At 68.4% G+C, this 25,509-nt stretch carries 23 protein-coding genes; 12 read left to right on the top strand and 11 right to left on the bottom strand.

The window, feature by feature from the left end; translation table 11 throughout:
- From MKP05_RS19660 to MKP05_RS19650, 3 genes are all read left to right on the top strand, one after another.
- On the top strand, positions 1 to 970 hold a 970-nt coding region (locus MKP05_RS19660), incomplete at its 5' end, for an aldehyde dehydrogenase family protein (RefSeq protein ID WP_240569874.1).
- A gap of 17 nt (positions 971 to 987) precedes the next feature.
- Positions 988 to 2,166, top strand: a complete 1,179-nt coding sequence (locus MKP05_RS19655; protein WP_439109008.1) for a fumarylacetoacetate hydrolase family protein — start codon at positions 988 to 990, stop codon at positions 2,164 to 2,166.
- A gap of 47 nt (positions 2,167 to 2,213) precedes the next feature.
- Positions 2,214 to 3,212: a Gfo/Idh/MocA family protein gene (locus tag MKP05_RS19650; RefSeq protein WP_240569872.1), complete on the top strand. Its 999-nt coding sequence runs from the start codon at positions 2,214 to 2,216 to the stop codon at positions 3,210 to 3,212.
- A gap of 70 nt (positions 3,213 to 3,282) precedes the next feature.
- On the opposite strand, the gene uxuA is transcribed toward MKP05_RS19650, so the two are convergent.
- The 8 genes from uxuA to MKP05_RS19610 all read right to left on the bottom strand — a co-directional run bounded on the left by uxuA (position 3,283) and on the right by MKP05_RS19610 (position 12,352).
- Positions 3,283 to 4,461 carry a mannonate dehydratase gene (uxuA, locus tag MKP05_RS19645; protein ID WP_240569871.1) on the bottom strand — a complete coding sequence of 393 codons (1,179 nt, stop codon included), beginning with the start codon at positions 4,459 to 4,461 and terminating at the stop codon, positions 3,283 to 3,285.
- Between the two features lie 23 nt (positions 4,462 to 4,484).
- Positions 4,485 to 5,963: a mannitol dehydrogenase family protein gene (locus MKP05_RS19640; protein ID WP_240569870.1), complete on the bottom strand. Its 1,479-nt coding sequence runs from the start codon at positions 5,961 to 5,963 to the stop codon at positions 4,485 to 4,487.
- 9 nt (positions 5,964 to 5,972) lie between these two features.
- Positions 5,973 to 7,184 (bottom strand): D-mannonate dehydratase ManD, encoded by a 1,212-nt coding sequence (manD, locus tag MKP05_RS19635; RefSeq protein ID WP_240569869.1) that lies wholly within the window; start codon positions 7,182 to 7,184, stop codon positions 5,973 to 5,975.
- A gap of 38 nt (positions 7,185 to 7,222) precedes the next feature.
- A complete protein-coding gene (gene uxaC / locus MKP05_RS19630) occupies positions 7,223 to 8,644 on the bottom strand; it encodes a glucuronate isomerase (RefSeq protein WP_240569868.1) in 1,422 nt (473 codons plus the stop codon).
- Between the two features lie 4 nt (positions 8,645 to 8,648).
- Positions 8,649 to 9,938, bottom strand: coding sequence for a TRAP transporter large permease (locus tag MKP05_RS19625; protein WP_240569866.1), 1,290 nt, complete (start codon positions 9,936 to 9,938; stop codon positions 8,649 to 8,651).
- Positions 9,935 to 10,426: a TRAP transporter small permease gene (locus MKP05_RS19620; RefSeq protein WP_240569865.1), complete on the bottom strand. Its 492-nt coding sequence runs from the start codon at positions 10,424 to 10,426 to the stop codon at positions 9,935 to 9,937. Before MKP05_RS19620 ends, MKP05_RS19625 begins: the two co-directional genes overlap by 4 nt.
- Before the next feature lie 116 nt (positions 10,427 to 10,542).
- Entirely contained in the window at positions 10,543 to 11,508 is a 966-nt protein-coding gene (locus MKP05_RS19615) for a C4-dicarboxylate TRAP transporter substrate-binding protein (RefSeq protein ID WP_240569864.1), read from the bottom strand.
- Between the two features lie 103 nt (positions 11,509 to 11,611).
- Positions 11,612 to 12,352 (bottom strand): GntR family transcriptional regulator, encoded by a 741-nt coding sequence (locus tag MKP05_RS19610; RefSeq protein WP_240569863.1) that lies wholly within the window; start codon positions 12,350 to 12,352, stop codon positions 11,612 to 11,614.
- 259 nt (positions 12,353 to 12,611) lie between these two features.
- Here MKP05_RS19610 and MKP05_RS19605 point away from each other — a divergent pair, with 259 nt between their 5' ends.
- Positions 12,612 to 13,298 carry an HAD family hydrolase gene (locus MKP05_RS19605; protein ID WP_240569861.1) on the top strand — a complete coding sequence of 229 codons (687 nt, stop codon included), beginning with the start codon at positions 12,612 to 12,614 and terminating at the stop codon, positions 13,296 to 13,298.
- Positions 13,299 to 13,372: 74 nt separating this feature from the next.
- Positions 13,373 to 13,747 carry a translation initiation factor Sui1 gene (locus MKP05_RS19600; RefSeq protein ID WP_240569860.1) on the top strand — a complete coding sequence of 125 codons (375 nt, stop codon included), beginning with the start codon at positions 13,373 to 13,375 and terminating at the stop codon, positions 13,745 to 13,747.
- On the opposite strand, the gene MKP05_RS19595 is transcribed toward MKP05_RS19600, so the two are convergent.
- Positions 13,728 to 14,609: an NAD-dependent protein deacetylase gene (locus MKP05_RS19595; protein ID WP_240569859.1), complete on the bottom strand. Its 882-nt coding sequence runs from the start codon at positions 14,607 to 14,609 to the stop codon at positions 13,728 to 13,730. The genes MKP05_RS19600 and MKP05_RS19595 overlap by 20 nt on opposite strands.
- 96 nt (positions 14,610 to 14,705) lie before the next feature.
- Here MKP05_RS19595 and MKP05_RS19590 point away from each other — a divergent pair, with 96 nt between their 5' ends.
- Positions 14,706 to 15,617 carry a nuclease-related domain-containing protein gene (locus tag MKP05_RS19590; RefSeq protein ID WP_240569857.1) on the top strand — a complete coding sequence of 304 codons (912 nt, stop codon included), beginning with the start codon at positions 14,706 to 14,708 and terminating at the stop codon, positions 15,615 to 15,617.
- A gap of 20 nt (positions 15,618 to 15,637) precedes the next feature.
- Here the strand turns inward: MKP05_RS19590 and MKP05_RS19585 are convergent, their stop codons facing one another.
- Positions 15,638 to 16,417: a ribonuclease T2 family protein gene (locus tag MKP05_RS19585; protein ID WP_240569855.1), complete on the bottom strand. Its 780-nt coding sequence runs from the start codon at positions 16,415 to 16,417 to the stop codon at positions 15,638 to 15,640.
- A 4-nt stretch (positions 16,418 to 16,421) separates the two neighbouring features.
- Positions 16,422 to 17,771 carry a deoxyguanosinetriphosphate triphosphohydrolase gene (locus MKP05_RS19580; RefSeq protein ID WP_110284104.1) on the bottom strand — a complete coding sequence of 450 codons (1,350 nt, stop codon included), beginning with the start codon at positions 17,769 to 17,771 and terminating at the stop codon, positions 16,422 to 16,424.
- A 96-nt stretch (positions 17,772 to 17,867) separates the two neighbouring features.
- On the opposite strand from MKP05_RS19580, the gene MKP05_RS19575 reads away from it, so the two are divergent.
- Genes MKP05_RS19575 through MKP05_RS19550 form a run of 6 tightly spaced genes read left to right on the top strand, consistent with a single transcriptional unit; the run spans position 17,868 to position 25,197 of the window.
- The gene (locus MKP05_RS19575; protein WP_240569854.1) at positions 17,868 to 19,337 is read left to right on the top strand and encodes a DUF3375 domain-containing protein; all 1,470 of its coding nucleotides are present in this window, start codon (positions 17,868 to 17,870) and stop codon (positions 19,335 to 19,337) included.
- Positions 19,334 to 19,939 carry a DUF4194 domain-containing protein gene (locus MKP05_RS19570; RefSeq protein ID WP_240569852.1) on the top strand — a complete coding sequence of 202 codons (606 nt, stop codon included), beginning with the start codon at positions 19,334 to 19,336 and terminating at the stop codon, positions 19,937 to 19,939. Before MKP05_RS19575 ends, MKP05_RS19570 begins: the two co-directional genes overlap by 4 nt.
- A 1-nt stretch (position 19,940) precedes the next feature.
- Positions 19,941 to 23,324: an ATP-binding protein gene (locus tag MKP05_RS19565; protein ID WP_240569850.1), complete on the top strand. Its 3,384-nt coding sequence runs from the start codon at positions 19,941 to 19,943 to the stop codon at positions 23,322 to 23,324.
- A gap of 1 nt (position 23,325) precedes the next feature.
- Entirely contained in the window at positions 23,326 to 24,561 is a 1,236-nt protein-coding gene (locus MKP05_RS19560; RefSeq protein ID WP_240569849.1) for a Wadjet anti-phage system protein JetD domain-containing protein, read from the top strand.
- A 43-nt stretch (positions 24,562 to 24,604) separates the two neighbouring features.
- Positions 24,605 to 24,880 (top strand): type II toxin-antitoxin system Phd/YefM family antitoxin, encoded by a 276-nt coding sequence (locus MKP05_RS19555; protein WP_240569847.1) that lies wholly within the window; start codon positions 24,605 to 24,607, stop codon positions 24,878 to 24,880.
- Positions 24,877 to 25,197, top strand: a complete 321-nt coding sequence (locus MKP05_RS19550) for a type II toxin-antitoxin system RelE/ParE family toxin (RefSeq protein ID WP_240569845.1) — start codon at positions 24,877 to 24,879, stop codon at positions 25,195 to 25,197. The genes MKP05_RS19555 and MKP05_RS19550 overlap by 4 nt, the downstream gene beginning before the upstream one ends.
- Positions 25,198 to 25,509 lie beyond the last annotated feature (312 nt).

The following is a 25,509-nucleotide window of genomic DNA, read 5'->3' as shown; positions in this document are numbered from 1 at the left end:
GGCCGCGGTGGCCAAGTGCGGCCTGCCCGAGGGCGTCTTTTCGGTGCTGTTCGGCGCCGGCCGCGAGGTGGGTCAGGCGCTGGTCGCCGACCCGCGCATCCAGGCGGTGGGCTTCACCGGCTCGCGCGGCGGCGGCCTGGCACTGATGGCCACCGCCCAGGCGCGGCCCCAGCCGATTCCGGTCTACGCCGAGATGAGCTCCATCAACCCGGTATTTCTGCTGCCGGAAGCATTGGCAACGCGAGGTGCCGAAATCGCCGAGGGCTTCGTCGCCTCGCTCAATATGGGCGCCGGGCAGTTCTGCACCAACCCGGGCCTGGTGATCGGCGTCAAGGGCGAGGCGCTGGACGCCTTCCTCAAAGCCGCCGGCGAGGCGGTCCAGGGCAGCGCCGCCCAGACCATGCTCACCCCGAGCATCCACGCCGCCTACGGCGATGGGGTGAGCCAGCTGGCGGGGGAAGCCCGCGAGATCGCCCGCGGCCAAGCGGGCGAGGGGCCCCACCAGTGCCAGACCGCGCTGTTCGCCGCCCGCGGCGCCGACTTCCTGCACAGCGAGGCGCTGCAGGCCGAGGTGTTCGGTGCGGCCTCGCTGGTCATCGAGTGCGAGGACCTCGCGGAAGTGAAGGCCGTGGCCGAGCATCTGGAGGGCCAGCTCACCGCCACCCTGCAGCTGGACGATGGCGACGTCGAGGCCGCCCGCACCCTGCTGCCGGTGCTCGAGCGCAAGGCCGGCAGGGTGCTGGCCAACGGCTGGCCCACCGGCGTCGAGGTGTGCCACGCCATGGTCCACGGCGGGCCCTTCCCGGCCACCTCGGACAGTCGTACCACCTCGGTGGGCAGCGCCGCCATCCAGCGCTTCCTGCGCCCGGTGTGCTACCAGAACCTGCCGCAAGACCTGCTGCCCGAGGCATTCCAGGACGGCAACCCCCTGGGTGTCACCCGGCTGGTGGACGGCAAGCGCGAGGCATGAGCGACAGACCCATGAACATGACAACCAGGGAGCCCCCCTTGGATTACACAGCCTTTCTTCCCGAGGATCATGAACGCGCCCTGCTGGTAGGGCGCGTCTGGCGCCAGACGCCCCAACCGGGCCCGGCGCTGGTGGTGATCCGCCATGGCGAGGTTATCGATATCAGTGCCGACTACCGCTGCGTGGCCGACCTCCTGGACCAGGACGACGCGGCAGGGATCGTCTCTCGCATCGAAGGCGAGTCCCTCGGCGCGGTGGCGGCACTGCTGGAGAACTCGCTGGCAGAACCGCCACGTACGCCCTACCTGCTCGCCCCCTGCGACGTCCAGGCGATCAAGGCCTGCGGGGTGACCTTCGCCGTCAGCCTGATGGAGCGGGTGATCGAGGAGCAGGCCGCCGGCGACCCGGCTCGGGCCACCGAGTTGCGCCGGGAATTTCAGGCGCTGATCGGCAGCGACCTGTCGCAGATCGTGCCTGGCTCCGAGGAGGCCATGGCCCTCAAGGCGGAGCTGCAGGCCCGCGGCGCCTGGTCGCAGTACATGGAGGTGGGCATCGGCCCCGATGCCGAGGTATTCACCAAGGCCCAGCCGCTCTCCTCGGTAGGCTTCGGGGCCCGGGTCGGCCTGCACCCGGCCTCGCAGTGGAACAATCCCGAGCCGGAGATCGTGCTGGCGGTGGATGCCCAAGGCACGCCCAGGGGCGCGACGCTCGGCAACGACGTCAACCTGCGCGACATCGAGGGTCGCAGCGCCCTGCTGCTGGGCAAGGCCAAGGACAACAACGCCTCCTGCGCCATCGGCCCCTTCATTCGTCTGTTCGATGACGCCTTCACGCTCGACACCGTGCGCCAGGCCCGCGTCTCGCTGCGCATCGAGGGAGAGGACGATGGATTCGCGCTCGACGACAGCAGCGACATGCGCCAGATCAGCCGCGATCCCCTGGACCTGGTGCACCAGACCATCGGCGCCCATCACCAGTACCCGGACGGCTTCATGCTGTTCCTCGGCACCATGTTCTCGCCGATCCAGGATCGCGACGGCGAAGGCCAGGGCTTCACCCACCACCTGGGCGACACCGTGACCATCGCCACCCCGGCCCTGGGCGCCCTGGTCAACCGGGTGGATCGCAGCGACCGCCTGCCACCCTGGACCTTCGGCATCCGCCAGTGGCAGATTCAAATGTCGCACCAACGCTGACAACAGCATCGCTTCCCCTCGTTAACCCGACCTTGCAGGCATTGATGATGCAAACGCTCAAGTGGGGCATCCTCAGCACGGCCAAGATCGCCCGTACCGTCATGATTCCCGCCATGCGGACGGCCGCTCACGCCGTGCCGGTGGCCATCGCCAGCGAGCACGGCAAGGCAGTCGAGGTCGCCCGAGAGTTCGGCATTCCCCGCGCCCATGACAGCTTCCAGGCTCTGCTCGAGGACCCCGAGGTCGAGGCAGTCTACATTCCGCTGCCCAACAGCCTGCATGCCGAGTGGACAATCGCCGCCGCCAGGCATGGAAAGCATGTGCTCTGCGAAAAGCCCGCGGCGCTGAACCTCGACGAGGCCCGACGTATGCAGCAGGAGTGCAACGCTTATGGCGTGTGCCTAATGGAAGGTTACATGTACCGGCAGCACCCCCAGCACCAGCGGATCCGTGCTCTGCTGGAGGAGGGCGTGATCGGCGAGCTGCGCCATGTACGCGGCCACTTCTCCTTCCCGCTGGACCTCTCGGCGCCGAGCATCAAGCTCGACCGACAGTTGGGCGGTGGTAGCCTAAACGACGTGGGCTGCTACCCGCTGGACGTGATCCGCCGCCTGCTGGGCATGCCCGAGAAGGTCACGGTCGTGGGCGAGCTCGACCCGTACCATGACGTGGACCTCACCGTCAGCGGCATCTTGCGCTTCGCCGAGGGTCGCCTTGCCGAGTTCACCTCCAGCTTCCGCCAGACGCTGACCCATCGCTACGAGCTGATCGGCACTCGAGGCCGAATCACCGTGGTCCGCGCCTTCCGCCCAGACAAGCATGACGGCGAAGGCTTGATCATGATCCATGATGGCCAAGGCAAACCGCGTAGCGAACGACTATCAGCGGATCAGTACCCGGCCCAGCTCGACCATTTCGCCGCCTGGGTGCAGGGAGACAACCGTCATGCCGCCGATACCGGCGAGGTTCTGGCGCAGGCCAGCCTGATCGATGCCTGCCAGCGATCAATGCGTAGCGGCCGGACCGAGGTTCCCGAGACGCCCTGAGGCAGGCGCTTCCCACCGGCACGCCCCCGCCGAGAGATCGGCGGGGGTGTCGTTTCAGGGCAAGCCAGGCTCAGGCCGTCAGCTGGTGCACCGCCAGCTCCACCCCGCGCAGTTCGGCAAGCCCCTTGAGGCGCCCGTAGAGCGGGTAGCCCGGGGCGGTGTCGCGGTGCTGGTCGTCGAGGATGTGGTGGCCATGGTCCGGGCGCAGCGGCAGGCGCGGGCCGCCTTCGCGTGCGCGGCGCCGCTCCTCTTCCACTAAGGCCTGGATCACCGCCACCATGTCGACATCGCCGTCGAGATGCGGCGCCTCATGGAAGGAGCGCGGATCGGGCGCCTCGCGCCGGGTCGAGCGCAGGTGGGCGAAGTAGACCTTCGGCCCGAAGCGCCGGGCCATGTCGGCCAGGTCGATGTCGGCGCGCACCCCGTAGGAGCCGGTGCACAGCGTCAGGCCGTTGGCCGGGCTGGGCACGGCGTCGAGGAGCCACCGGGCGTCCTCGGGAGTGGAGACCACCCGCGGCAGCCCCAGCAGCGGCCGGGGCGGGTCGTCGGGATGGATCGCCATGCGGATGCCCACCTCCTCGGCCACCGGGATCACCGCGCGCAGGAAGTACGCCAGGTGCTCACGCAGGCGTTCGGCATCGATCTCGGCATAGTCCGCCAGCACGCCGCGGAACCGCTCCAGGGTGTAGTGCTCCTCGGCCCCCGGCAGGCCGGCGATCAGGGTATCCACCAGCCTGTCGCGCCCGGGTTGGTCCAACCCCTCGAGATAGGCCTTGGCCGCGGCCTGCTCGTTCACGCCGTACTCCGCCTCGGCCCCGGGGCGCCGGAGCAGGTAGAGGTCGAAGGCGGCAAACGCCACCTGGTCGAAGCGCAGCGCCAGTGCCCCGTCCGGCAGCGACCAGGCGAGGTCGGTGCGGGTCCAGTCGAGCACCGGCATGAAGTTGTAGCAGACGGTGTCGATGCCGCAGGCCGCCAGGTTGCGCAGGGTCTGGCAATAGGTGGCGATCAGGGCGTCGCGCTCGGGCCGGCCCTGCTTGATCGCCTCGGGGACCGGCACGCTCTCCACCACCGACCAGGTCAGGCCGGCGGCCTCGATCAGTGCCTTGCGCTCGCGGATCGCCTCCAGCGACCAGACCTCATCGTTGGGCACCTCGTGCAGGGCCGTGACGATGCCGGTGGCCCCGGTCTGGCGGATTTCCTCGAGGCGGATGGGGTCCTTCGGGCCGAACCAGCGCCAAGTGTGTTCCATGGGGGATCTCCTCTCAGGCCTCTTTATGCGCTACTGCATGCCAGGGCGGCGAGCGCCCCGTCGAGGCCCTGTTCGGTCAGGGAACGATAGGCCGTGAGTACCGCTTCGGCAAAAGCAGCGTCGGCCGCCAGGGCCGGCGGCACCACGTCGTCCATGGCCAGGAAGGCGGTGACCAGCGCCTCGGGGTCCTGGCCGTGCCGCCCGTGCAGCTCGGCGAAGCGCGACGCCAGGGGGTCGTCCACCGGGTAGGCGGCGCCCTGGCGGTCCCGGCCGGCGGTATAGCGGATCCAGGCGGCCAGACCCAGGGCGGTACAAGGAACGGCCTGGCCGGCCTCGCAGCGTGCCAGGCTGCCCTGCAGCCAGCGCTGCGGCAGCTTCTGGCTGCCGTCCATGGCGATCTGGTGCAGGCGGTGGCGCAGGCTGTCGTTGGCGAAACGCGCCAGCAGCGAATCGGCGTAGGCGGCGAGATCGGTGCCCTCGGGCATGGCCAGGGTCGGCGCCGCCTCCTCCAGCATATAGCGGCGCAGCAGGGCCCGCAGGTCGTCGCGGCTCACCGCCTCGAAGACCGTCTCGATGCCCTCCGGCGCGCCCAGGTAGGCCAGCAGCGAGTGGCTGCCGTTGAGCATGCGCAGCTTCATGGTCTCGAAGGGCGCCACGTCGGCGACCATCTCCACCCCGTCGGCCGCCCAGTCCGGGCGCCCCTGAGGGAAGTCGTCCTCCACCACCCACTGGGCGAAGGCCTCGCCGACCACGGCGTTGGGGTCCTCCACGCCCAGCTCATTGAGTCGCGCGAAGTCGGCCTCGGTCATGGCCGGCACGATGCGGTCGACCATGCTGCAGGGAAAGGCCACCTCGCGCTCGATCCACTCGGACAGGGCGGCGTCGCGCCGCTCGGCCAGCTGGATCACGGCGTTGCGGGTGCGCTTGCCGTTGTCCGGCATATTGTCACAGGAGAGCACCGTGAAGGGTGGCAGGCCTGCCTCGCGACGCCGCGCCAGCGCCTCCACCAGGATCCCCGGCGCGGTGCGCGGCTGTGTGGGCGTGGCGATGTCCGCGGCGATCATGGGGTCGTCGGCGAGCAGCTCGCCGCTGGCCGGATTGAGGAAGTAGCCCTTCTCGGTGACGGTGAGGGTGACCAGGCGCGTCCCGGGCGCGGCCAGCCGCGCCAGCAGGGTCTCGCGGTCACGGCCCCACTGCCCCTCGGCGTCGCGGCCGCTGAACAGGGTTTCCTCGATCACCCCGATCTCGCGCAGGGTCAGGGTCTGGCTGTCGGCGTACTCCGCCACGTGGTAGCGGTAGCCGGCCTCGCGCAGGGCGTCCACCAGGCCGACGCTGGCGCGCAGGTTGGCGCTGCTCACCCCCCAGCGCGTGTCACCGGTGCGCTGACGATAGCGTTCCAGGTAGACCGCCTGGTGGGCGCGGTGGAAGGCGCCGAGGCCGAGGTGGACGATGCCGATGCGGCCACTACCGGAGGTTTTCGGAATTCGCGTCGTATCAGTCATCGTCGCCTCCTACCAATGCCAGAGGGTGCCATCCTCGAGCCGGTTGACCGGCAGGCTGGCACGCTTGTAGGGATACTTCTTCGCCAGCTCCTCATCGATGTCGACGCCGTGCCCCGGCGCCTCGCCGACGATGAAGTGGCCGTCCTCGAAGCGGTAGTCGTGGGGGAAGACCGCGTCGGTCTCCTCGGTATGGGGCATATGCTCCTGGATGCCGAAGTTGGGCACCCAGGTGTCGAAGTGGATCGCCGCCCCCAGGCACACCGGCGACAGGTCGGTGGGACCGTGGAAGCCGGTGCGCACGTGATAGAGCCCCGCCAGGTCGGCGAGGCGCCGCATGTGGGTGATGCCGCCACCGTGGGCGAGCGGCGTGCGGATGTAGTCGATCCACTGGTTCTCGAGCAGCTCCCGGTAGTCATGGATCGAGTTGAACACCTCGCCAACCGCCAGCGGCGTGGTGGTGTGCTGGCGAATCAGGCGGAAGCCCTCCTGGTTCTCGGCCGGCACGCAATCCTCCAGCCAGAACAGGTGGTAGGGCTCGACCGCCTTGCCCAGGCGCGCCGCCTCGATGGGCGTCAGCCGGTGATGGACGTCATGCAGCACGTGTAGATCATCACCGAAGCGTTCACGCACGGCGGCGAACAGCTTGGGCACGTGGTTGAGGTACTTCTCGGTGCTCCAGACATGCTCGGCGGGCAGGTCGGAATCCGCCGGCTCGTAGCGTTCCCCCTCGCGCTTGGCGACGCCATAGATGGTCGGAATGCCGGGCACCCCGGCCTGCACCCGCACGGCGCGATAGCCGAGCTCGACGTGCGCCTCGACCTCCTCGAGACAGGCGTCGATGTCCTTGCCGGTGCAGTGGGCATAGGTCATCACCCGCTCGCGGCTCTTGCCGCCCAGCAGCTGGTAGAGCGGCATGCCGGCCAGCTTGGCCTTGATGTCCCACAGCGCCAGGTCCACCGCGGCGATGGCGGACATGGTCACCGGGCCTCGGCGCCAGTAGGCCCCCCGGTAGAGGTAGTGCCAGATGTCCTCGATGCGCTGCGGGTCGCGGCCGATCAACGCCGGGATCACATGCTCCTCGAGATAAGCCACCACGGCCATCTCGCGGCCGTTGAGGGTGGCGTCGCCGATGCCGTAGACCCCCTCGTCGGTGACGACCTTGAGGGTCACGAAGTTGCGCCCCGGGGAGGTGACGATGGTATAGGCGTCGCTGATTTTCATGGGTGTTTGTGTCTCCAGAACAGTGAGGTCCATGCCCTTCAGCGCTCGAAGAGGTAACGCTGGACATTGTCGTAACAGACCGCGCGAACCAGCGCACCGACCCGGTCGAGGTCATTGGGCAACTCGCCCCTCACCATCTGTTGGCCGAGCATCTGGCAGAAGATGCGCCGGAAATAGTCGTGGCGGGAAAAGGACAACAGGCTCCGCGAATCGGTGAGCATGCCCACGAAATGGCGCAGCAGGCCGAATTGCATCTGGGTGGTGAGCTGGCGCTCCATGCCGTCGCGCTGATCGTTGAACCACCAGGCCGCCCCGAACTGCACCTTGCCGGGGATGCCGTCGCTGCGGAAGCTCCCGGCCAGGCTGGCGAGCAGCTCATTGTCCCGAGGGTTGAGGTTGTAGAGCACGGTCCGCGGCAGGAGGTGGTCGCGATCGAGGGCATCGAGCAGCGCCGCCAGGGGCTCGCCGTAGGTCGCATCGCCGATCGCGTCGAAGCCACTGTTGGGTCCGATCTCGGCCAGCCCCCGCTGACTGACGTTGCGGTGCGCCCCCAGGTGCAGCTGCATGACCCAGCCGCGCTCGGCGTATTGCCGGCCCAGCCAGAGCAGCAGGGCCGTGGTGAAGCCGGCCGCCTGCTCGGCGTCGAGCGACTCGCCCCGGCGCCGGCGCTCGAGCAGCCGATCCAGCTCGGCGGTGGCCGGTGGCGACGCAAAGGCCGGCTTCTCGAGGCTATGGTCGGAGAGGCAGCAGCCATGGGCGGCGAAGTGATCGAGCCGCTGATGCAGGGCGGCCAGCAGGTCGTCGTAGCGCCGGATGGTCACGCCACTGGCCGCCTCGATGTCGCTCAGGTAATCCACGAAATCGGGCTGTTCGATCTTGAGCACGGTGTCGGGCCGGAAGGTCGGCAGCATGGCCACCTGGGCATCGCCCTGGGCATGGCGACGGTGGAGGGCCAGATCGTCGCAGGGGTCGTCGGTGGTACAGACGGTACGCACGTCGAAGCTGTCGAGGATGCCCTGGGCGCAAAGCGCAGGCGTCGCCAGCCGCTCCCGGCTGCGGGTCCAGACCTCCTCGGCGGTGTCCGGCGAGAGCAGGGTGTTCTCGATGCCGAGGGGGTGGCGCAGTTCGAGGTGCGTCCAGTGATAGAGCGGGTTGCCCAGGCAGTCCGGCACCGTCTCGGCCCAGGCCTGGAAGCGTTCGCGGTCACTGGTGTCGCCGGTGATGCGGCGCTCGTCGATGCCCGCGGCGCGCATCGCCCGCCACTTGTAGTGATCGCCGTGCAGCCACAGCTGGGTCAGGTTGTCGAACTGGCGGTTGTCGGCGATCTCCGCGGGACTCAGGTGCGAGTGATAGTCGCAGACCGGCATGACGGCCGCATGATCATGGTAAAGCAGCCGGGCGGCCTCGGACTCCAGCAGGAAGTCCGGCCCCATGAAATCCAGCTTGTCGGTAAGACTCATGACGTCATCCCATCAGGTAATTGGGCAGGAAAAGCACGATTTCGGGGAACAAGATGATGCCGAGCACCACCACAAAGACGGCGATGGCGAAGGGCACTATTTCTCGGCTGTAGGCGGTGAAAGGGCAGCGCAAGATGCCGCAGACGGTGTACATGGAAATGCCCACCGGCGGGGTCATGCCGCCGAAGGTCACCAGCGTCATCATCAGCAGGCCAAAATGCACGGGGTCGACGCCGGCCGCCTCGATGACCGGGACCAGGATCGGGGTCAGCAGCATGACCACCACGGTCGCCTCGAGCAGCATGCCGAGGAAGATCAGCAACACCGCCAGGGTCAGCAATAGCGCGGTCGGGCTGGCGAAGACACCCAGGGTCAGCTCGGCGATGGTCTGGGGCACCCGCTCGAAGGACACCACATAGCCGATGACCCCCGAGAACATGATGATCAGCATGATCATGCCGATATCCAGGACGCTGGCGCGCATCGCCTCGATGATCTGCTTCACCCCCATCTCACGATGGATCAAGCAACCCACCACCAACGCATAGACCACGGCGAAGGCACCCGCCTCGGAGGGAGTGAACAGGCCATAGCGGATCCCCACCAGCAGCCACACCGGAAACAGCAGCGCCCAGATGCTGCCACGGGCGGCACTCAGCACCTCGCGGAACCGCGGCGGTCGCTCCTGGACCGGTACATAGCCGCGCTTCTTGGCCATGATACTGGTGGTGATCATCAACGCGATCATCAGCAGCACGCCAGGCACGACCCCGGCGATGAACAGCCGGCCGATCGACACCTCGCCGAGGTAGCCGTAGAGGATCAAGCCAATGCTCGGCGGAATGGTGGCAGTGATCAGCCCGCCGATGGAGAGTACGGCCCCGGCGAAGCCAGGCGTATAGCCACCCTTGATCATGCCCTGGCCAAGCACCCGGGACTGCATCGCGGCATCGGCCACCGCCGAGCCCGAGACGCCCCCCATCAGGGTACTCAGCACCAGGCTGGCCTGGGCCAGACCACCGCTCATCCAGCCCGCCAACAGGGTCGACAGGCGCAGCAGCCGTGGGGTGATGCCGCTGGCATTCATCAGGTGGCCGATGAAGATGAACAGCGGCACGGCCAGCAGCGGGAAGGACTGGGTAGCCGAGACGATCCGCTGGGGGCCGATGTTCACCGGCAGGAAGGTCTCGGGCATCAGGAAATAGAGGAAACCGGCGATGCCGATCGCGAAGGCGACGGGCATGCCGATGGCCATCAGCAGCAGGCCGAGGCCGAGCAACAGAGCAGTCGTCATAGGGTCTCCTCCACGACGTCATCGTCGGGATCAAGGCTCTTCAGGATGCCCCTGTCGAGCACGCGACGGATCAGCGAGACGAACATCAGCACGGCGCCCACGGGCAGTGCGAGGGTGACATAGCCATAGCTCAGCCCGGCCACGCCCATGGGGCGCTGCCAGTTCGAGAGCGCCAGCGGGAAGCCATGCCAGGCCAGCAAGGCCAGGAAGCCCAGCATCAGCAACAGGCAGACGCCGGTAACACCCCGCTGCATGAGGGCCGGCATACGCACGGTGAGGGCGTCGATACGGACCTGGCCGCCTCGCCGCAGGGTGATGTCCGCCCCCAGCACGGCAGTCCAGATGAACAGGAGCTGGGCCAGCTCGGCCCCCCCGCTGAAGGGATGGCCGATCGCCCGCATGGTCGCGCTGGCCAGGATGGCGAGAGAGGTCGCCCCGAGCAGGACGATAGTCAGGCCGTCTTCGATTCGATCGAACCAGCGCCACATGGCGCCTCCTCGAGCCTTGTCGGCGGCTCGCTTGTATCGGGATGTGGAGAGGGGGCGGCGGGACGCCGCCCCTTTCGCGTTGCTGCCGCTGGAAGCGGGAGAACGATTACGCATGGTTAGTCACCGACCGCGGAGACCAGTTGGTCGCGATACTCGTCGTAGCCGAGCTCTTCATAGACGACATCGACGCGCTCGCGGAACACGTCGGTATCCACCTCGGTGAAGGTGACGCCTTCCTGCTCCATCTTCTCGCGCACGGCGTCCAGCGCGTCCGCGGTGGCCTGGCTGGCCTCGGCGCCTGCCTCCTTGAGCTCTTCGTCGAGGATGGTACGCAGTTCCTCCGGCAGCGACTGGTACCACTGCTCCGAGGCGGCGATCCCGGTCATCAGATGGATATGGTGGGTCAGGGCGACGTGATCGATGACCTCCTGGAGGCGCTGTCCGTCGGCGGCGGTCAGCTGGGCCTCGGCAGCATCGATCGAGCCGAGCTGCAGGGCCGAGTAGACCTCGGACCAGGGCAGTGGCGTGGGCGTGGCCCCCATGGCCTCGATGGTCTTGAGCCAGACCGGCGAGTTGATGGTGCGCACGCGCACGCCCTGCAGGTCTTCCGGGGTTTCGACCGGGGTCTGGGTGAGCATCTCCCGCGAGCCCTGGAACCAGTTGTAGTTCATCAGCCGCAGGCCGCTGCTGTCGGCCAGGCTCTCCACCCAGCCTTGATACAGGTCGGTACCGGTGATGGCGTCGTACTGGGTGTAATCCTCGACCAGATAGGGCGCGCTCAGGATGCCCAGCTCGGGCTGGTACTCCGACAGGCGGCCAGCATCGATGAGGATGGCGATGTTGGCACCGCTGCGGATCTGCTCGACCACATCCTCGTCGGAGCCGAGCTGACTGTTGGGAAACACATTGAGCCGCAGCTCGCCCCCTGAGCGCTCCTCTATCTCCTGCTTGGCATTCTCCATGGCCACGACGATGGGGTCTTGGCTACTCAGCGCCGTGGATAGGTTCAGCTCGTAATCCGCGTGAGCGAGGCTGCTCGCCAAAGTTATTGCTGCTGCCGGAAGGATCAGTGTTGTTTTCATGCTATCTCCTGACGTATCTAGTCGGCGTGTGAACAAGAAATGACGTCGCTCCTTGACGCCATGCGGGACCATGCTTCGCAGAATTCGCGAAGCATGGCGGAACTCAGGCCAGCGCCTTGTGGCCAGCCCGCGAAGTGGTCGTCGCCCCCTCGAACATCTCGGGGAAGCGGCGCACCAGCTCGGGCAGCGAATGCAGGATCTCGCGCTGATGGCCGCTCATGGCCCGTTCCGCAGCGTCGACGTCGCGGCTGGCGATGCCATCGACGATCGCCTGGTGCTGGTCGGTGAGCTTGAGGATCGGGGTCGACTCCGGAATGCTCAGGTAGCGCACGCGATCGAGCTGCGCCTTGACCTCCTCGGCCACCTTCCAGGCGGTCTCCTGGCCGATGCCCAGCGACAGCGTGCGATGGAAGGCCTCGTCGAGCAGGAAGAAGCGGTCGTGATCCGCCGGCTCGATGCAGCGCCGCTGGCGTTCGATCAGCTCGTTCAGCTCAGCGAGTGTGCGCTCATCCAATCCTTGGGTAGCGGCCTCGCGGGCCACCGCCACCTCCACTGCCTCGCGCACGAAACGGGCCTCGAGCACGGCCTGGCGGGAGATCCTCACCACATAGGTACCGCGTTGCGGACGCACCTCTACCAGGCCGGCTTCCGACAGGCGGATGAAGGCTTCCCTGACCGGCTGGCGGCTGACCGCGAAGGTCTCGGCGATCTCCTTCTCGGAGAGCGCCTGCCCCGGCGCCAGCACCATGCGGATGATCGACTGGCGCAGTACCTGATAGAGACGCTGACGCACCGTGCCCTCGTCTCGCGTGTCCTGCCACAGGGCTTGCAAGCTGATGTTCATGGCGACTCCCCGACCATTCCGTGCAATGCCGGCGACTCGCCGGCTGATATGACTAGTATGGTAGTATGGCGGAAAAGATGATAGCCCGAATGAATTCGACCTTGGTCGCACCTTGAACAACCGCGGAAATGTAGTAATACTGTTAGGAAACAGCGTTCACAAAGTTATGGCGCGCACAAGCTCTCAATGAAAGCCGAGGCCTGCCGATATCAATGACACTGTTTTCTATCCGTCCATGACCTGCGCGAGATGACCGGCGATGGCATACGCTCCCTGCCTGCTCTTCGATTGTGATGGCACCCTGGTCGACAGCGAACCGCTGCTGGCCTCCGAGATGGCCAACGCCCTGAGTGCCGTCGGCCTACCCTTCCTCGCCAGCGACTACATGGGCGAATTCCGCGGCACCCGTTTCCGCCATATCGTCGCCGAGCTGCAGAGCCGCCATGGCCAGGTCGACCCCGACCACCTCGAGACCATGGAAATCGAGATGCGCCGCAACCTGATGCGTCGCCTGGAGACCGAGCTATTGCCGGTGCCCGGCGCCGCCGAGGCCCTCGCCGCCCTGGCCGACCATCCCATGGCGGTGGTCTCCAACGGCCCGGAAGCCAAGATCCGCGCCTCGCTGAAGAGCAGCGGCCTGGCCGAGTGCTTCGACGACCGCCTGTTCAGCGGCTACACCGCCAAGTGCTGGAAACCCGACCCCTGCCTGTTTCTCCATGCCGCCAGCATGATGGGCCATGCCCCGGAAGACTGTGTGGCCATCGACGACGCCATCGTCGGCGTCAAGGCGGCACTGGCGGCCGGGATGACGGTGATCCATTTCAACCGCTATCCGGACGCGGAGGAGACCCCGGAGGGCGCCATCATGATCAGCAGCATGTTCCAGCTGCCCACGATCGTCGCCCGCCTGGTCAAGGCCCGCCGCACGGCCGTCTCCTTTTCCTGAACGCCCGCGCGCCATGCAAGCCGGCGCCGCGGGCGCTATCATCGGGCCAACACACTCGACGAAAGGAGCCCGTCATGGCCTCCCTGCAGGACCAGCTTCGCGGCCTGGTGTATTCCACCGAGCATGGCGACATCTGCCCCGACTGCCGTCATCCCCTGGCTGACTGCCGCTGTGCCGAGCAGGCCGACGCGGCCCGTCTCGCGGGGCTCGACGGTGTCGTGCGTATTCGCCGCGAGACCAGCGGGCGCAAGGGCAAGGGTGTGACCACCGTCTCGGGCGTCCCGCTGGCGGAAGCCGAGCTCAAGGCGCTGGCCAAGGCACTGAAGAAACGCTGCGGCACCGGCGGGGCGCTCAAGGAGGGCGTCATCGAGATCCAGGGGGACCATCGCGACCTGCTGAAGGGCGAGCTCGAGAAGCGCGGCTACCGGGTCAAGCTCGCCGGCGGCTGACACCGCGGGACACCCCCACCTCCAGCGCCTCGCACAGAGCCACCAAGGCGTCGGCCGGGGCCTCCACCTTCAGCGCATAGAGGTCGTCGGCCCGGGTACGCCCCAGGTTGAGGCAGGCGATCGGCTTGCCGGCCCGGGACGCCGCCCGGGCGAAGCGAAATCCCGAGTAGACCATCAGCGACGACCCCACCACCAGCAGGGCATCGCTGGCGTCCAGCAGTCGATGGGCCGCCGCCACCGTCGCCTTCGGCACGCTGTCGCCGAAGAACACCACGTCCGGCTTCCAGATCCCGTCGCCGCAGCGATCGCAACTCGGTACCCGGAAGCCGGAGAAGTCCCGCTCCAGGTCGGCATCGCCGTCCGGCCCCACCCGGGCCCCCGTGGTCGCCCAATGCGGATTGCCGCGCTCCAGTTCGGCATGCAGGGCATGGCGCATGCGCCGGGCACCGCAGCTCATGCAGCGCACCTGGTCGGCCCGCCCGTGCAGGTCGATCACCCGCCGCGAGCCGGCCGCCTGGTGCAGGCCATCGACGTTCTGGGTGATCACCCCCGCCACCAGGTCCATCGCCTCGAGCCGGGCCAGGGCCCGGTGGGCCTCGTTGGGCCGGGCCTCGCTGAGCGCGCGAAAGCCCACCAGGGCCCGGGCCCAGTAACGCTGCCGGGCCGCATGGCTGGTCATGAACCGCTGATGCTGCATCGGCGGCGAGCGCTTCCAGTCGCCACGCTCGTCGCGGTAGTCGGGGATGCCGCTGGCGGTGCTGATCCCGGCCCCGGTCAGCACCGCCAGGCGCGGATGGCGCGCCACGAAGGCGGCCAGCGTCCGGAGATCGGGCGATAGCACCACCGGGGAAGGCTGCTGCATGACAAGGTCCTGCCGATGCCGAATGTATCCCGAGCATGGCCCCGAGGGGGCGAGGTTGTCTAGAATGGGGGCTCTCTCTCAGGGCAAGGAACCCCGATGGCCTGGCTGGAATACCTGCTCCCCCTGATCTTCCTCTTCCCCCTGGCCGCCACGGCGGTGATCGTGCTGGCACTGCGCAACCTGCATGACGCCCGGGTGCGCTCTCCCTTCGACGCCCACACCCTGCGCGAACCGGGCCAGGCGCTGCGTGACCGGCTCGACCGCGCCTTCGCCGGGCTCTTCCTCGACGGTGCCCTCGGGCCCATCGTCACCCTGGCGCCGCTGGTCTACGGCATGGGCCGGATGCTCTTCGCCAGCCAGCAGAACTGGATCGAGTGGGCCCTCTACGGGGCGCTCAGCACCGTGCTGGTGCTGGTGTTCTGCCTGCTGCTGATCCGCGACTTCCAGCGTATCCGGCGGCTCAAGCTGGGGCTGGCCTGCGAACTGGCGGTGGGCCAGGAGCTCGAGACGCTGATCCGCCCCGAGGCCCACCCCTACTATGTCTTCCACGATGTCCCCACCGACAGCTACACCATCGACCATGTGGCGGTCACGCCCCACGGCGTCTTCGTGGTCGAGACCCGCGCCCGCACCCGCCCCTTCACGCCCGACGGCCGCGAGATCAATGTGGTCAGCGTGGAGCGCGAGCGCCTGCGCTTCCCCGGCTGGAGCGAGCGGGCGCCGCTGCTGAAGACCCGCCAGGCCACCCGCTGGCTGGCCGCCTGGCTGCAGAAGCGCACCGGACGCAGGGTCCCGGTGATGGGGGTGCTGACGCTGCCCGGCTGGGACATCGACACCAGCGAGGCAGCCAGCGACCTGCTGGTGATCAGTGGCGAGGACCTCTCGGAGCGACTCATCCGGACCCATCTGGGCGAGATCGACGACGCCACCCACGGCGCCGTGATCGCCGCCCTGCTCGAACGCGCCGCCCGGCTCGACGACGGACAGCTGCAGGGCCCGTCGATCTGAGCCCCGGCCAACGCCGGACCTCAGTCGAAGGTGGCGATCCGCACCCGGGTGGCGCAGCGGCCGCGATCCTGGCGCACCAGGCTCTCGGCCTCGGGAAACTCCTCCAGCCGGTCGACGGCGATGCCGATGCGGACCTCGGTCAGCAGCCGATTGCCGCGCCCGCGGCACTCCAGCCGCAGCGCCCGGCCGCTGCCCTCGCCGAAGGCCGCCTCGAAGGCGTGGATCAGGTCGTTGCGCCCCACCTCGCCGCCCTGGTTGAGTGCCACGAAGGCACCGAAGGCGCTCTCGTTGACCGTCTCGACCAGTGCCACGGAGGCGGCGAAGTAGTCCTCCTCGGGCAGGTCGAGGCAGGCGGCATGCTTGGCGTACTGGTAGCGGTCCAGGCAGCTGGCGCGCCCCGGCATGGCACCGTCCAGGGATTCGTCGAGCGCCTCGGGCAGGGCGAAGGGCGGGTGGGCGCGACAGAAACTCCCGTCGGCACGCGGCCGCTCGAGAAAGCAGCCCTCCTGCCACCAGCGCCGCCGGTCGACCCCCCGGCTGGCGAAGCGCTCGGGCAGCGAGGGCCACAGGCCGTGCAGCACGAAGCCCTGCTCGGCGCCCCGGCGCAGCTCGGGCTCGCGGCACTCCCGGGGGGGACGCGAGCGGCTCGCGCAGAAACCGGGGTGCCAGGTCAGCGCCAGGGTGTAGTGCGCGAAGCCCTCGCCCTGGAGCCGGTCCAGCGGCCCGTCGGCCGCGGCGACCGCTGCCAGCAGCAGCGCGGCCAGCCCGGTGAGAAGGCGCCCCTTCCAGCCCGTCGCCATCGCCTCAGTCCCCCTTCAGCCGCCCGCCCATCTCCTGGGCCAGGTCCACGGCGTAGTGGTCGGTCATGCCGCCGATGAAGTCGAGCATGCGCCGGTAGCTGTCGTAGAGGCGCCAGGAGGGCCGCGGGGTGTTCTCCCCGATCAGCGCCAGCACCCGCTGGTGCTTGAAGGTGGAGCGGCCGGTGTGGTGCAGCTCATGGGCCGCCCCGATGAAGGCCTCCAGAAGAATCCCCAGCGTCGTATAAGCACCGATCTCCAGCTTGGCCTTGCGCTCGTTCTGGAAGATGCGCTCCCGGGCCAGCTGCTTGGCCGCGGCCACCCCCCAGCCCAGGTCCGGGTGACAGAGCTCCAGCAGGTCCTCCTGGAGGGTGCCGCTGCGCAGCGCGCTCTCGTGCTGAACGAAGACCGCGCCCACGTCGTTCACCGCCCGCTCCATGGCGGCGCCACGCAGGGCGGCGATACGCCGCCGCTGGGAGACGCCGTCACGCTGCATCTCGGCGTAGTCGGGCGGTGCGCCGCCGGCGATCTGGGTCAGCACCTCGGCCACCTCGTCGAAGCGCAGGATGCCCATCTCCAGGCCGTCCTCGAGGTCGAGCAGGGCGTAACAGATGTCGTCGGCGGCCTCCACCAGCCAGGCCAGCGGGTGGCGACACCAGCGCCCCTCGCCGCGGGGCAGCAGGCCGAGGCGCTCGGCCACCTCGGCGAGCAGCGCCCGCTCGCTCTGGTAGCAGCCGAACTTGCCGGCCACGCCGCCGTGCTCCACCGTCCACGGATACTTGAGCAGGGTGCCCAGGGTCGCCGTGGTCAGGCGCATGCCGCCGCGAAACTGGTTGTACTCGATCTGGGTGACGATGCGGAAGCCCTGGGCGTTGCCCTCGTAGGTCAGCAGGTCCTCGCGCTCGAGCTCGGAGAGCCCCTCGAGCAGCCCGCTGCCGTCGGCCTCGGCACGCTTGAACCAGTCGCGGATGGCGTACTCGCCGGCATGCCCGAAGGGCGGGTTGCCAATGTCGTGGCCCAGGCAGGCCGCCTGGACGATCACTCCCATGTCCGCCGGGGTGATCCACTCGGGCAGCCGGTCGCGCAGCAGTTCGCCGACGATCATGCCCAGCGAGCGGCCCACGCAGCCCACCTCCAGCGAATGGGTCAGGCGGGTGTGGATATGGTCGTTGTCGGTGAGCGGGTGCACCTGGGTCTTGCGCCCCAGGCGACGAAAGGAACCGGCGAAGACGATCCGGTCGTGGTCCTTGTGGAAGGGGCTGCGGCCGATCTCGTCGCGGGCCCCACCGGGGCGCTCGCCGCGCTTGTCGTGCAGGCGACTCGGGTCGAGCAGCCGCTCCCAGTTCATCTGCGTCATGCGATCTCTCCTTGAGAGCCCTCATTCTGGCACTGCCGGCCGAGGCTTTGCCATCGCCGGCTTGGGTCGCTCGTCACGCCACGTTATCCTGTTCCGATGATACGTGCCCTGGAAGTCGACTATCTGCAGCAGCTACGCCACTCCCATCCGGCGTGGACCCTGCTGCGTGCCGAAAACGCCCCGATGATCATCGGCTTCCTGCAGCGCACCTTCATCGTGCCGAACCTGCGCAGCATCGCCGAGCAGCCATTGGCGGCACAGCTGGACGACTGGCTCCATCACCTGCGCCAGGAGCTCGGCGAGGCGTCCTTCCCCCGCGAGGCCATGGCCTACCTCAACGAGTGGGCAGACGACCGGCACCGCTGGCTGCGCAAGTACTACCCTTCCGCGGGCGACGAACCGCACTTCGACCTCACGCCGGCCGCCGAGCAGGCCATGCACTGGCTGTCGGGCCTCGAGCAACGCCAGTTCATCGGCGCGGAGTCGCGCCTCAAGCAGGTCTTCGATCTGCTGCACGAGATCGACCAGGGGAGCGAAACCGACCCCGAAGCCCGCATCCGGGACCTGGAGCGGCGCCGCGATGCCATCGACGGCGAGATCGCCGAGATCCGCGCCGGGCGCCTCGACCTGATGGCAACGACGGCCCTGCGTGAACGCTTCATGCAGATGACCGACACCGCCCGGGCACTGCTGGCCGACTTTCGCCAGGTCGAACAGAACTTCCGCCATCTCGACCGCGAGGTGCGTGAGCGCATCGCCACCTGGGAAGGCAGCAAGGGCGAGCTGCTGGAAGAGGTCTTCGGCGACCACGATGCCATCCGCGACTCCGACCAGGGACGCAGCTTCCATGCCTTCTGGGAGTTCCTGATGTCGCCGGCTCGCCAGGAAGAGCTCACCGACCTGCTGGAGCGCATCCTGAGCCTGGAGCCGGTGGCCGAGCTGGCCCCCGACCCGCGCCTGGTGCGCATCCACTACGACTGGCTGTCGGCCGGCGAGGTGGCCCAGCGCACCGTCGCCCGCCTCTCCGAGCAGCTGCGGCGCTACCTGGACGACCAGGGCTGGCTGGAGAACCGCCGCATCATGGACATCCTGCACAACATCGAGCGCCACGCCCTGACCCTGCGCGAGAACGCCCCGCAGGGTGAGGTGATGACCCTCGACGAACCGGCGCCCCGCCTCGAGCTGCCCATGGAGCGTCCGCTGTTCCGTCCACCCGTCAAGCCGCGCATCACCGCCGCGCGCCTGGCCAGCGGCGACGACCGGGAGATCGCCGCCGAGGCGCTGTTCGACCAGCACCATGTGGACAAGGAGCGCCTGCGCGCCCGGGTGCGACGCGCGCTTCAGACCCGCGAGCAGGTCACCCTCGATGAGCTGCTCGCCAACGAGCCGCTCCAGAAGGGGCTCGCCGAACTGGTGGCCTGGCTGGCCATCGCCACCGAGGGTCGGCACGGGCTGCTCGACGAGGCCCACCCCCAGCAACTCGCCTGGCAGGACGACCAGGGGCGCTGGCGGCGCGCCCGGCTGCCGCGCGTCATCTTCACCCGTCAACCGGTGCCCACCCCATGAGCGACATGCCATCCGACTCGCCGACGCTCTCCAGCGAGCGGCGCTTCTCGCTGACCCTGATCGCCCTGATGAAGGGCGTGCTCTATCAGGACCGCGATCCCGGCCAATGGCAGGACCTGCTCGACCACCAGGCGCGACTGCGCGATCACCTGGCCCCGCTGGGGCTGTCGCTGATGCTCGACGAGGCCGAAGGTTACGCCTACCTGAGCCAGCGACCGGACGACGACGAAAGCCCGCTGCCCCGCCTGGTTCGCCGCCAGCCGCTGAGTTACCCGGTCAGCCTGCTGCTGGCACTGCTGCGCAAGAAGCTTGCCGAACAGGATGCCGGGGGTGACGAGCTGCGCCTGATCCTGTCCCGCGAGCAGATCCAGGAGATGCTCGCACTGTTCCTCGCCGACACCAGCAACGAGGCACGCTTGCGCGACCGCCTCGACAGCCATATCAACAAGGTGGTGGAGCTGGGTTTCCTGCGTCGCCTGAAGGGCGATACGCCGCGCTACGAGGTGCGCCGCCTGCTCAAGTCCTTCGTCGATGCCCAGTGGCTCGCCGAGTTCGAACAGCGCCTGGCCGAATACCGTGAACATGCCGAGGAGGAGCGCTGACATGCAGCTCGGTGAACTCGACTTCGGCACGGCACCGAGGCGCGCCGGCTTTCGCCTGCAGCACCTGGAAGTCTACAACTGGGGGACCTTCCATCGGCGCGTGTGGCGACTGGACGCCGGCGGCGACAACGCCCTGCTGACCGGTGACATCGGCTCCGGCAAGTCCACCCTGGTCGACGCCATCACCACCCTGCTGGTGCCCGCCCAGCGCATCACCTACAACAAGGCGGCCGGCGCCGAGGCCAAGGAACGCAGCCTGCGCTCCTACGTGCTCGGCCACTACAAGAGCGAACGCGGCGACGCGGGGCTCAGTGCCCGGTCTATCGGCCTGCGCGACCACAACAGCTACTCGGTGATCCTCGGCCACTTCTACAATGAGGGGTTCGACACCCACGTGACCCTGGCCCAGGTGTTCTGGATCACCGACACCCAGGGCCAGCCGGAGCGCTTCTACGTGGTGGCCGACCGTGAACTGGCCATTGCCGGCGACTTCGACGACTTCGGCAGCGACCTCAAGCAGCTGCGCAAGCGCCTTCGTGACACGCCCCATGTCGAGCTCCACGACAGCTTCCCGCCCTATGGGGCCGCCTTTCGCCGCCGGTTCGGCCTGGGCGCCACCAACGACCAGGCCATGGAGCTGTTCAACCAGACGGTGTCGATGAAGTCGGTGGGCAACCTGACCGACTTCGTGCGCACCCACATGCTCGAGGCGCTGCCCATGGAGGAGCGCATCACCGGCCTGATCCGCCATTTCGACGACCTCGACCGCGCCCACGCCGCCGTGCTCGAGGCGCGGCGCAAGATCGAGGCGCTGGGCCCCCTGGTGGACAACCTCGACCGGCATGAGGCCCTGGCGACACGGCAGGCCGAGCAGGTCGCAGACCGCGAGGCGCTGAAGAGCTACTTCTCCCACCACAAGGCCACCCTGCTGGAACGCCGGCTGGAGCGCCTGGACGCGGACCTGGCGCGCCTGGCCACTCGGCTCGACCACCTGCAGGCACAGCGTCGCCAGCAGGCCAGCCAGCGTGACGACCTGCGCCAGGCCATTGCCGACAGCGGCGGCGACCGCCTGGCCCAGTTGGCCCGCGAGATCGAGGCGCTCGGCGAGGCGCGCGACCGCTGCCGCCGGCGTGCCGACCGCTACCGGGAGCTGGCCGAGGCGGTGGGCCTCGAGGTCGCCGCGGATGCCGAGGCCTTCCAGGCCAACGCCGCGGCCGTCGACCGGGCCCTGGCGAGCCTGGACGACGACGAGAACGCCCTGACCGAGCAGCGCACCGAGCACGAGCTGACGCTGCGTGGCCTGAAGGACCAGCACGATGCGCTCGACGCCGAGCTGGCCTCGCTGCGCGAACGCCGTTCCAACCTGCCGGCGCGCATGCTCGCGCTGCGCGAGCGGCTCTGTGAGGCCACCGGCCTGGAGGAAGGCACCCTGCCCTTCGCCGGCGAGCTGCTGCAGGTGCGCGAGGAAGCCCGCGACTGGGAGGGCGCCGCCGAACGGGTGCTGCACAACTTCGCCCTCTCGTTGCTGGTGCCCGACGCCCACTATGCCGAGGTCGCCGACTGGGTCGAGCGCACCCAGCTACGCGGCCGCCTGGTCTACTACCGGGTGCGCCGCACCCAGGCCGCCGCGCCCTCGCTGCATCCCGAGTCGCTGGTGCGCAAGCTGGCCATTCGCCCCGACAGCGACCACTACGCCTGGCTGGAGCAGGAGCTCGGCAAGCGCTTCGACTATGCGTGCTGCCGCGACCTCACCCAGTTCCGCCGCGAGCAGCGTGCCCTGACCCGCCACGGCCAGCTCAAGACCGGTGGTGAACGCCACGAGAAGGACGACCGCCACCGCCTCGACGACCGTACCCGCTACGTGCTGGGCTGGAGCAACGAGGCCAAGATCGCCGCCCTGGAGGCAGAAGCCGGAACCCTGCAACAGCGCATCCAGGCCAGCGCCGCCCGGGTAGCCGAGGTCCAGCGCGAGCAGCGCCGGCTCGGCCAGCGACGCGGCGACCTCAGCCACCTGCAGGGCTTCGAGGAGTTCCAGGAACTCGACTGGCGCACCCCGGCGGCACGGCTGGCCAGCCGCGAGGTAGAGCGCCGCAAACTGGAAGAGAGTTCCGATCGGCTCAGGACGCTGCAGGCTCAGTTGGATGAGCTGGAGGCCGCCAGCGCGGCAACCGAGGACGCCTGGGGCAAGGCCCAGAGCGAGCAGGGCAGCCTCCAGGCGCGGCGCGAGGCGGCCGACGCCCAGCTCGCGGAAGCCCGTTCACTGGTCGAGAGCCTCGCTGCCGAGCGGCGCCAGGCCAGCTTCCCGCGCCTCGATACCCAGCGCCCCCAGGCCCTGGGCGAGCACCAGCTCAGCATCGAATCCTGCGACAACCGCGAGCGGGAAATGCGCGACTGGCTGCAGGCGGCCATCGACGCCCGCCAGAAGCAGCTCGACCGGCTGAGCGAGGCGATCGTCAAGGCCATGCAGCACATCCGTACCGAATGGCCCCAGGACACCGAGGAAGTGGATGCCAGCCTGGCCGCCGGCGACGACTATCGCGCGCTGCTGGCGGCCCTCCAGGCCGATGACCTGCCACGCTTCGAGGCGCGCTTCAAGCAGCTGCTCAACGAGAACACCATCAACGAGATCGCCGGCTTCCAGGCCTTCCTCAACCGCCAGCGCGAGGACATCAAGGACCGTGTCGCCACCATCAACGCCTCGCTGCACGACATCGACTACAACCCCGGGCGCTATATCCGCCTGGTCGCCGAACCCAGCCCGGATGCCGAGGTCCGCGACTTCCGCCAGCAGCTGCGCGCCTGCACCGAGAGCACCCTGAGTGGCAGCGACGACGAGCAGTACTCCGAGGCCAAGTTCCTGCAGGTCAAGGCGATCATCGAGCGCTTCCGCGGCCGCGAGGGCAGTAGCGAACTGGACAGGCGCTGGACCCGCAAGGTCACCGACGTGCGCCATCACTTCCTGTTCTCGGCCTCGGAGCGCTGGCGCGAGGACGACAGCGAGCACGAGCACTACTCGGACGCCGGCGGCAAGTCGGGCGGCCAGAAGGAGAAGCTCGCCTATACCGTGCTGGCCGCCAGCCTGGCCTACCAGTTCGGCCTGGAGTGGGGCGAGAGCCACTCGCGCTCGTTCCGTTTCGTGGTCATCGACGAGGCCTTCGGCCGCGGCTCCGACGAATCCGCCCGTTACGGCCTGGAGCTGTTCGCCCGGCTCAACCTGCAGCTGCTGATCGTCACCCCCCTGCAGAAGATCCACATCATCGAGCCCTATGTGGCCAGCGTGGGCTTCGTGCACAATGAGGAGGGACGCCAGTCGATGCTTCGCAACCTGTCCATCGAGGAGTACCGCGAGGAGAAGGCCGCCCGGGAACGGATCGAGGTACTGTGAGGTGAAGACGGAAACCCCCGCCTGGACCACGCCGGAGGAGATCCGTCGCCAGTTGCAGCGCCACTGGGACAGCGGCGCCCTCCTGGCCGAACGCCTGCCCCCGTCCGACGCGTCGGGCGAAGCCGCCCTGTTCCCGCTGGCGCTGCGCCTGCGCCGCCCCACGGCCCGGGACATCACCGAGCGCTTCGGCGAGGTGGCCGCCTGGGTCAGGCAACTGCGCGACGGCAGTCGCGATGCCCTGGGCCATGGCTACGCGATCGAATTCCGCCGCCAGGGCAACCGGGTGCAGGGCAGCAACGAGCTGCCCGCCGCCCTGACCCTCCCCAGCGCCGAGGATGCCCTGCGGCTGCTGCGCCGCCAACGCGACGCCGAACGCTTCGATGCGCTGGCCGACGAGATCCTCGCCCGCCAGCCGCGGCTGGCCAACTGGTTGCGCCGACAGCCGCTCAAGGTGCTGGAACACGAGGACAGCTGGCCACGGCTGCTCGCCGTGCTCGACCACTTCCAGCGCCACCCGCGCCCCGGCTGCTATCTGCGCCAGCTGGCGATTCCCGGCGTCGACACCAAGTTCATCGAGGCCCGCCGCGGCCTGCTCGCGACGCTGCTCGACGAAGTATTGCCGGCCTCGGCCATCGAGGCCGAGGCCAGCGGGGTGCGCGGCTTCAACCAGCGCTTCGGGCTGCGCAGTCCCTCGCCGCTGGTGCGCCTGCGCCTGCTCGACCCGGCCCTCCACGTGCAGGGGCTGAGCGACCTGAGTCTCCCGGCCGAGCAGTTCGCCACCTTCCGGCCGGCGGTGGAGCGCGTCTTCATCACCGAGAACCAGACCAACGGCCTGGCCTTTCCCGAGGTGCCCCGTTCGCTGGTCGTGTTCGGGCTGGGCTACGGCCTGGAGCACCTGGTACGCACCCCCTGGCTCCAGGAGGTCGAGGTGCACTACTGGGGCGATATCGACACCCACGGCTTCGGCATCCTCGACCGGTTGCGCGCCACGCTGCCAGACGCCCACTCGCTGCTGATGGATCGACAGACCCTGCTGGCTCACCGCCGGTTATGGGGTGAGGAGCCCCCCGACAAGCGCCTCGGCTATACCCCCACCCGGCTGACCGACGCCGAGCTCGAGCTGTTCTTCGCGCTGCTCCACAACGCCTGGGCCGAGCGGCTGCGCCTCGAGCAGGAGCGTATCGACTTCGACTGGCTCCGACACGGGCTCCCCGGCGCTTGCCGCGCACCTGAATAAGGACTAAATTCAGTCCACCCCTTCCGTTCAGCAGGATTCCCCAGTGAAGTATTCCGACAACATCAAGCCGATCAGCTATCTGAAGGCGCATGCCGCCGAGATCGCCAAATCGCTCAACGAACTCCGTGAACCCATGGTGATCACCCAGAATGGCGAAGCCAGGATGGTCGTGCAGGACATCAAGAGCTATGAGCAGACCCAGGAGACCCTGGCGCTGCTGAAGATCCTGGCGCTGGGCAACCAGGAAGTGGCGCGGGGCGAAACCCTCGACGCCGCCGAGGCCTTTGCCCGGCTACGCCGTGGAGATGAAGCGCAGTGACACATCGCGTCGAGCTGACGGCCTCGGCCCACGTCGACCTGCGCGAACTCATCGACTTCATCGCCTCGGATTCGCCACCGGCAGCCGAGCGCCTGCTCGCCGCCCTCGAGGCACGCATCCTGGCACTCGCCGATTTCCCGGATCGCGGCAGTCACCCCCGCGAACTGCTGGAGCTGGGCCTTCGCGACTACCGCCAGGTCATCGAGCCACCGGTACGCATCGTCTACCGCCGGCATGACGACCGCGTGGTGGTCTATCTGATCGCCGACAGCCGACGCGACATGCAGCGGCTGCTGGCCCGCCGGCTGCTCGGTTAGACGCTTCGGCTCACTCCCTACGGATCCCTAGGAACATCTCAGTCGAATCGACGAACTGGGCATGGTTTAGTGATTGGTTGCCGGCGCCGGTGGAGCCTTTGGGGTCTGACCCTCTGGCTGCACTGACGAATCCCCACATTTTTCTCGACGTTGATAGCTTGTTCGCCGAAAAAGGCGCCGAGGCTGCCCCTATGGGGTCAGACCCGAATGGCACTTACTTAAGCTTTTTCGGATGTCCGTATAGTTGGATTTCCTCACGAGCTTGGTGGCGATGCATTTTCAATAACCGGTGGGGCCTGGGCCGCCGTTTGA

The sequence above is a fragment of the Halomonas flagellata genome (genome assembly GCF_022487945.1).
Classification (GTDB): domain Bacteria; phylum Pseudomonadota; class Gammaproteobacteria; order Pseudomonadales; family Halomonadaceae; genus Halomonas; species Halomonas flagellata.
Note: the sequence above shows the minus strand (reverse complement) of the source record. Positions and strands in the feature narration are given on the sequence as shown.

What these genes read in the sequence shown, in the direction of transcription:
- MKP05_RS19610 (WP_240569863.1), bottom strand. Translation starts at nt 12,352, where the DNA reads ATGAACATCAGCTTGCAAGCCCTGTGGCAGGACACGCGAGACGAGGGC.
- MKP05_RS19605 (WP_240569861.1), top strand. Translation starts at nt 12,612, where the DNA reads ATGGCATACGCTCCCTGCCTGCTCTTCGATTGTGATGGCACCCTGGTC.
- MKP05_RS19620 (WP_240569865.1), bottom strand. Translation starts at nt 10,426, where the DNA reads ATGTGGCGCTGGTTCGATCGAATCGAAGACGGCCTGACTATCGTCCTG.
- MKP05_RS19655 (WP_439109008.1), top strand. Translation starts at nt 988, where the DNA reads ATGACAACCAGGGAGCCCCCCTTGGATTACACAGCCTTTCTTCCCGAG.
- MKP05_RS19640 (WP_240569870.1), bottom strand. Translation starts at nt 5,963, where the DNA reads ATGACTGATACGACGCGAATTCCGAAAACCTCCGGTAGTGGCCGCATC.
- MKP05_RS19595 (WP_240569859.1), bottom strand. Translation starts at nt 14,609, where the DNA reads ATGCAGCAGCCTTCCCCGGTGGTGCTATCGCCCGATCTCCGGACGCTG.
- MKP05_RS19600 (WP_240569860.1), top strand. Translation starts at nt 13,373, where the DNA reads ATGGCCTCCCTGCAGGACCAGCTTCGCGGCCTGGTGTATTCCACCGAG.
- uxaC (WP_240569868.1), bottom strand. Translation starts at nt 8,644, where the DNA reads ATGAGTCTTACCGACAAGCTGGATTTCATGGGGCCGGACTTCCTGCTG.
- uxuA (WP_240569871.1), bottom strand. Translation starts at nt 4,461, where the DNA reads ATGGAACACACTTGGCGCTGGTTCGGCCCGAAGGACCCCATCCGCCTC.
- MKP05_RS19650 (WP_240569872.1), top strand. Translation starts at nt 2,214, where the DNA reads ATGCAAACGCTCAAGTGGGGCATCCTCAGCACGGCCAAGATCGCCCGT.
- MKP05_RS19565 (WP_240569850.1), top strand. Translation starts at nt 19,941, where the DNA reads ATGCAGCTCGGTGAACTCGACTTCGGCACGGCACCGAGGCGCGCCGGC.
- MKP05_RS19625 (WP_240569866.1), bottom strand. Translation starts at nt 9,938, where the DNA reads ATGACGACTGCTCTGTTGCTCGGCCTCGGCCTGCTGCTGATGGCCATC.
- MKP05_RS19580 (WP_110284104.1), bottom strand. Translation starts at nt 17,771, where the DNA reads ATGACGCAGATGAACTGGGAGCGGCTGCTCGACCCGAGTCGCCTGCAC.
- MKP05_RS19575 (WP_240569854.1), top strand. Translation starts at nt 17,868, where the DNA reads ATGATACGTGCCCTGGAAGTCGACTATCTGCAGCAGCTACGCCACTCC.
- MKP05_RS19585 (WP_240569855.1), bottom strand. Translation starts at nt 16,417, where the DNA reads ATGGCGACGGGCTGGAAGGGGCGCCTTCTCACCGGGCTGGCCGCGCTG.
- manD (WP_240569869.1), bottom strand. Translation starts at nt 7,184, where the DNA reads ATGAAAATCAGCGACGCCTATACCATCGTCACCTCCCCGGGGCGCAAC.
- MKP05_RS19590 (WP_240569857.1), top strand. Translation starts at nt 14,706, where the DNA reads ATGGCCTGGCTGGAATACCTGCTCCCCCTGATCTTCCTCTTCCCCCTG.
- MKP05_RS19615 (WP_240569864.1), bottom strand. Translation starts at nt 11,508, where the DNA reads ATGAAAACAACACTGATCCTTCCGGCAGCAGCAATAACTTTGGCGAGC.
- MKP05_RS19570 (WP_240569852.1), top strand. Translation starts at nt 19,334, where the DNA reads ATGAGCGACATGCCATCCGACTCGCCGACGCTCTCCAGCGAGCGGCGC.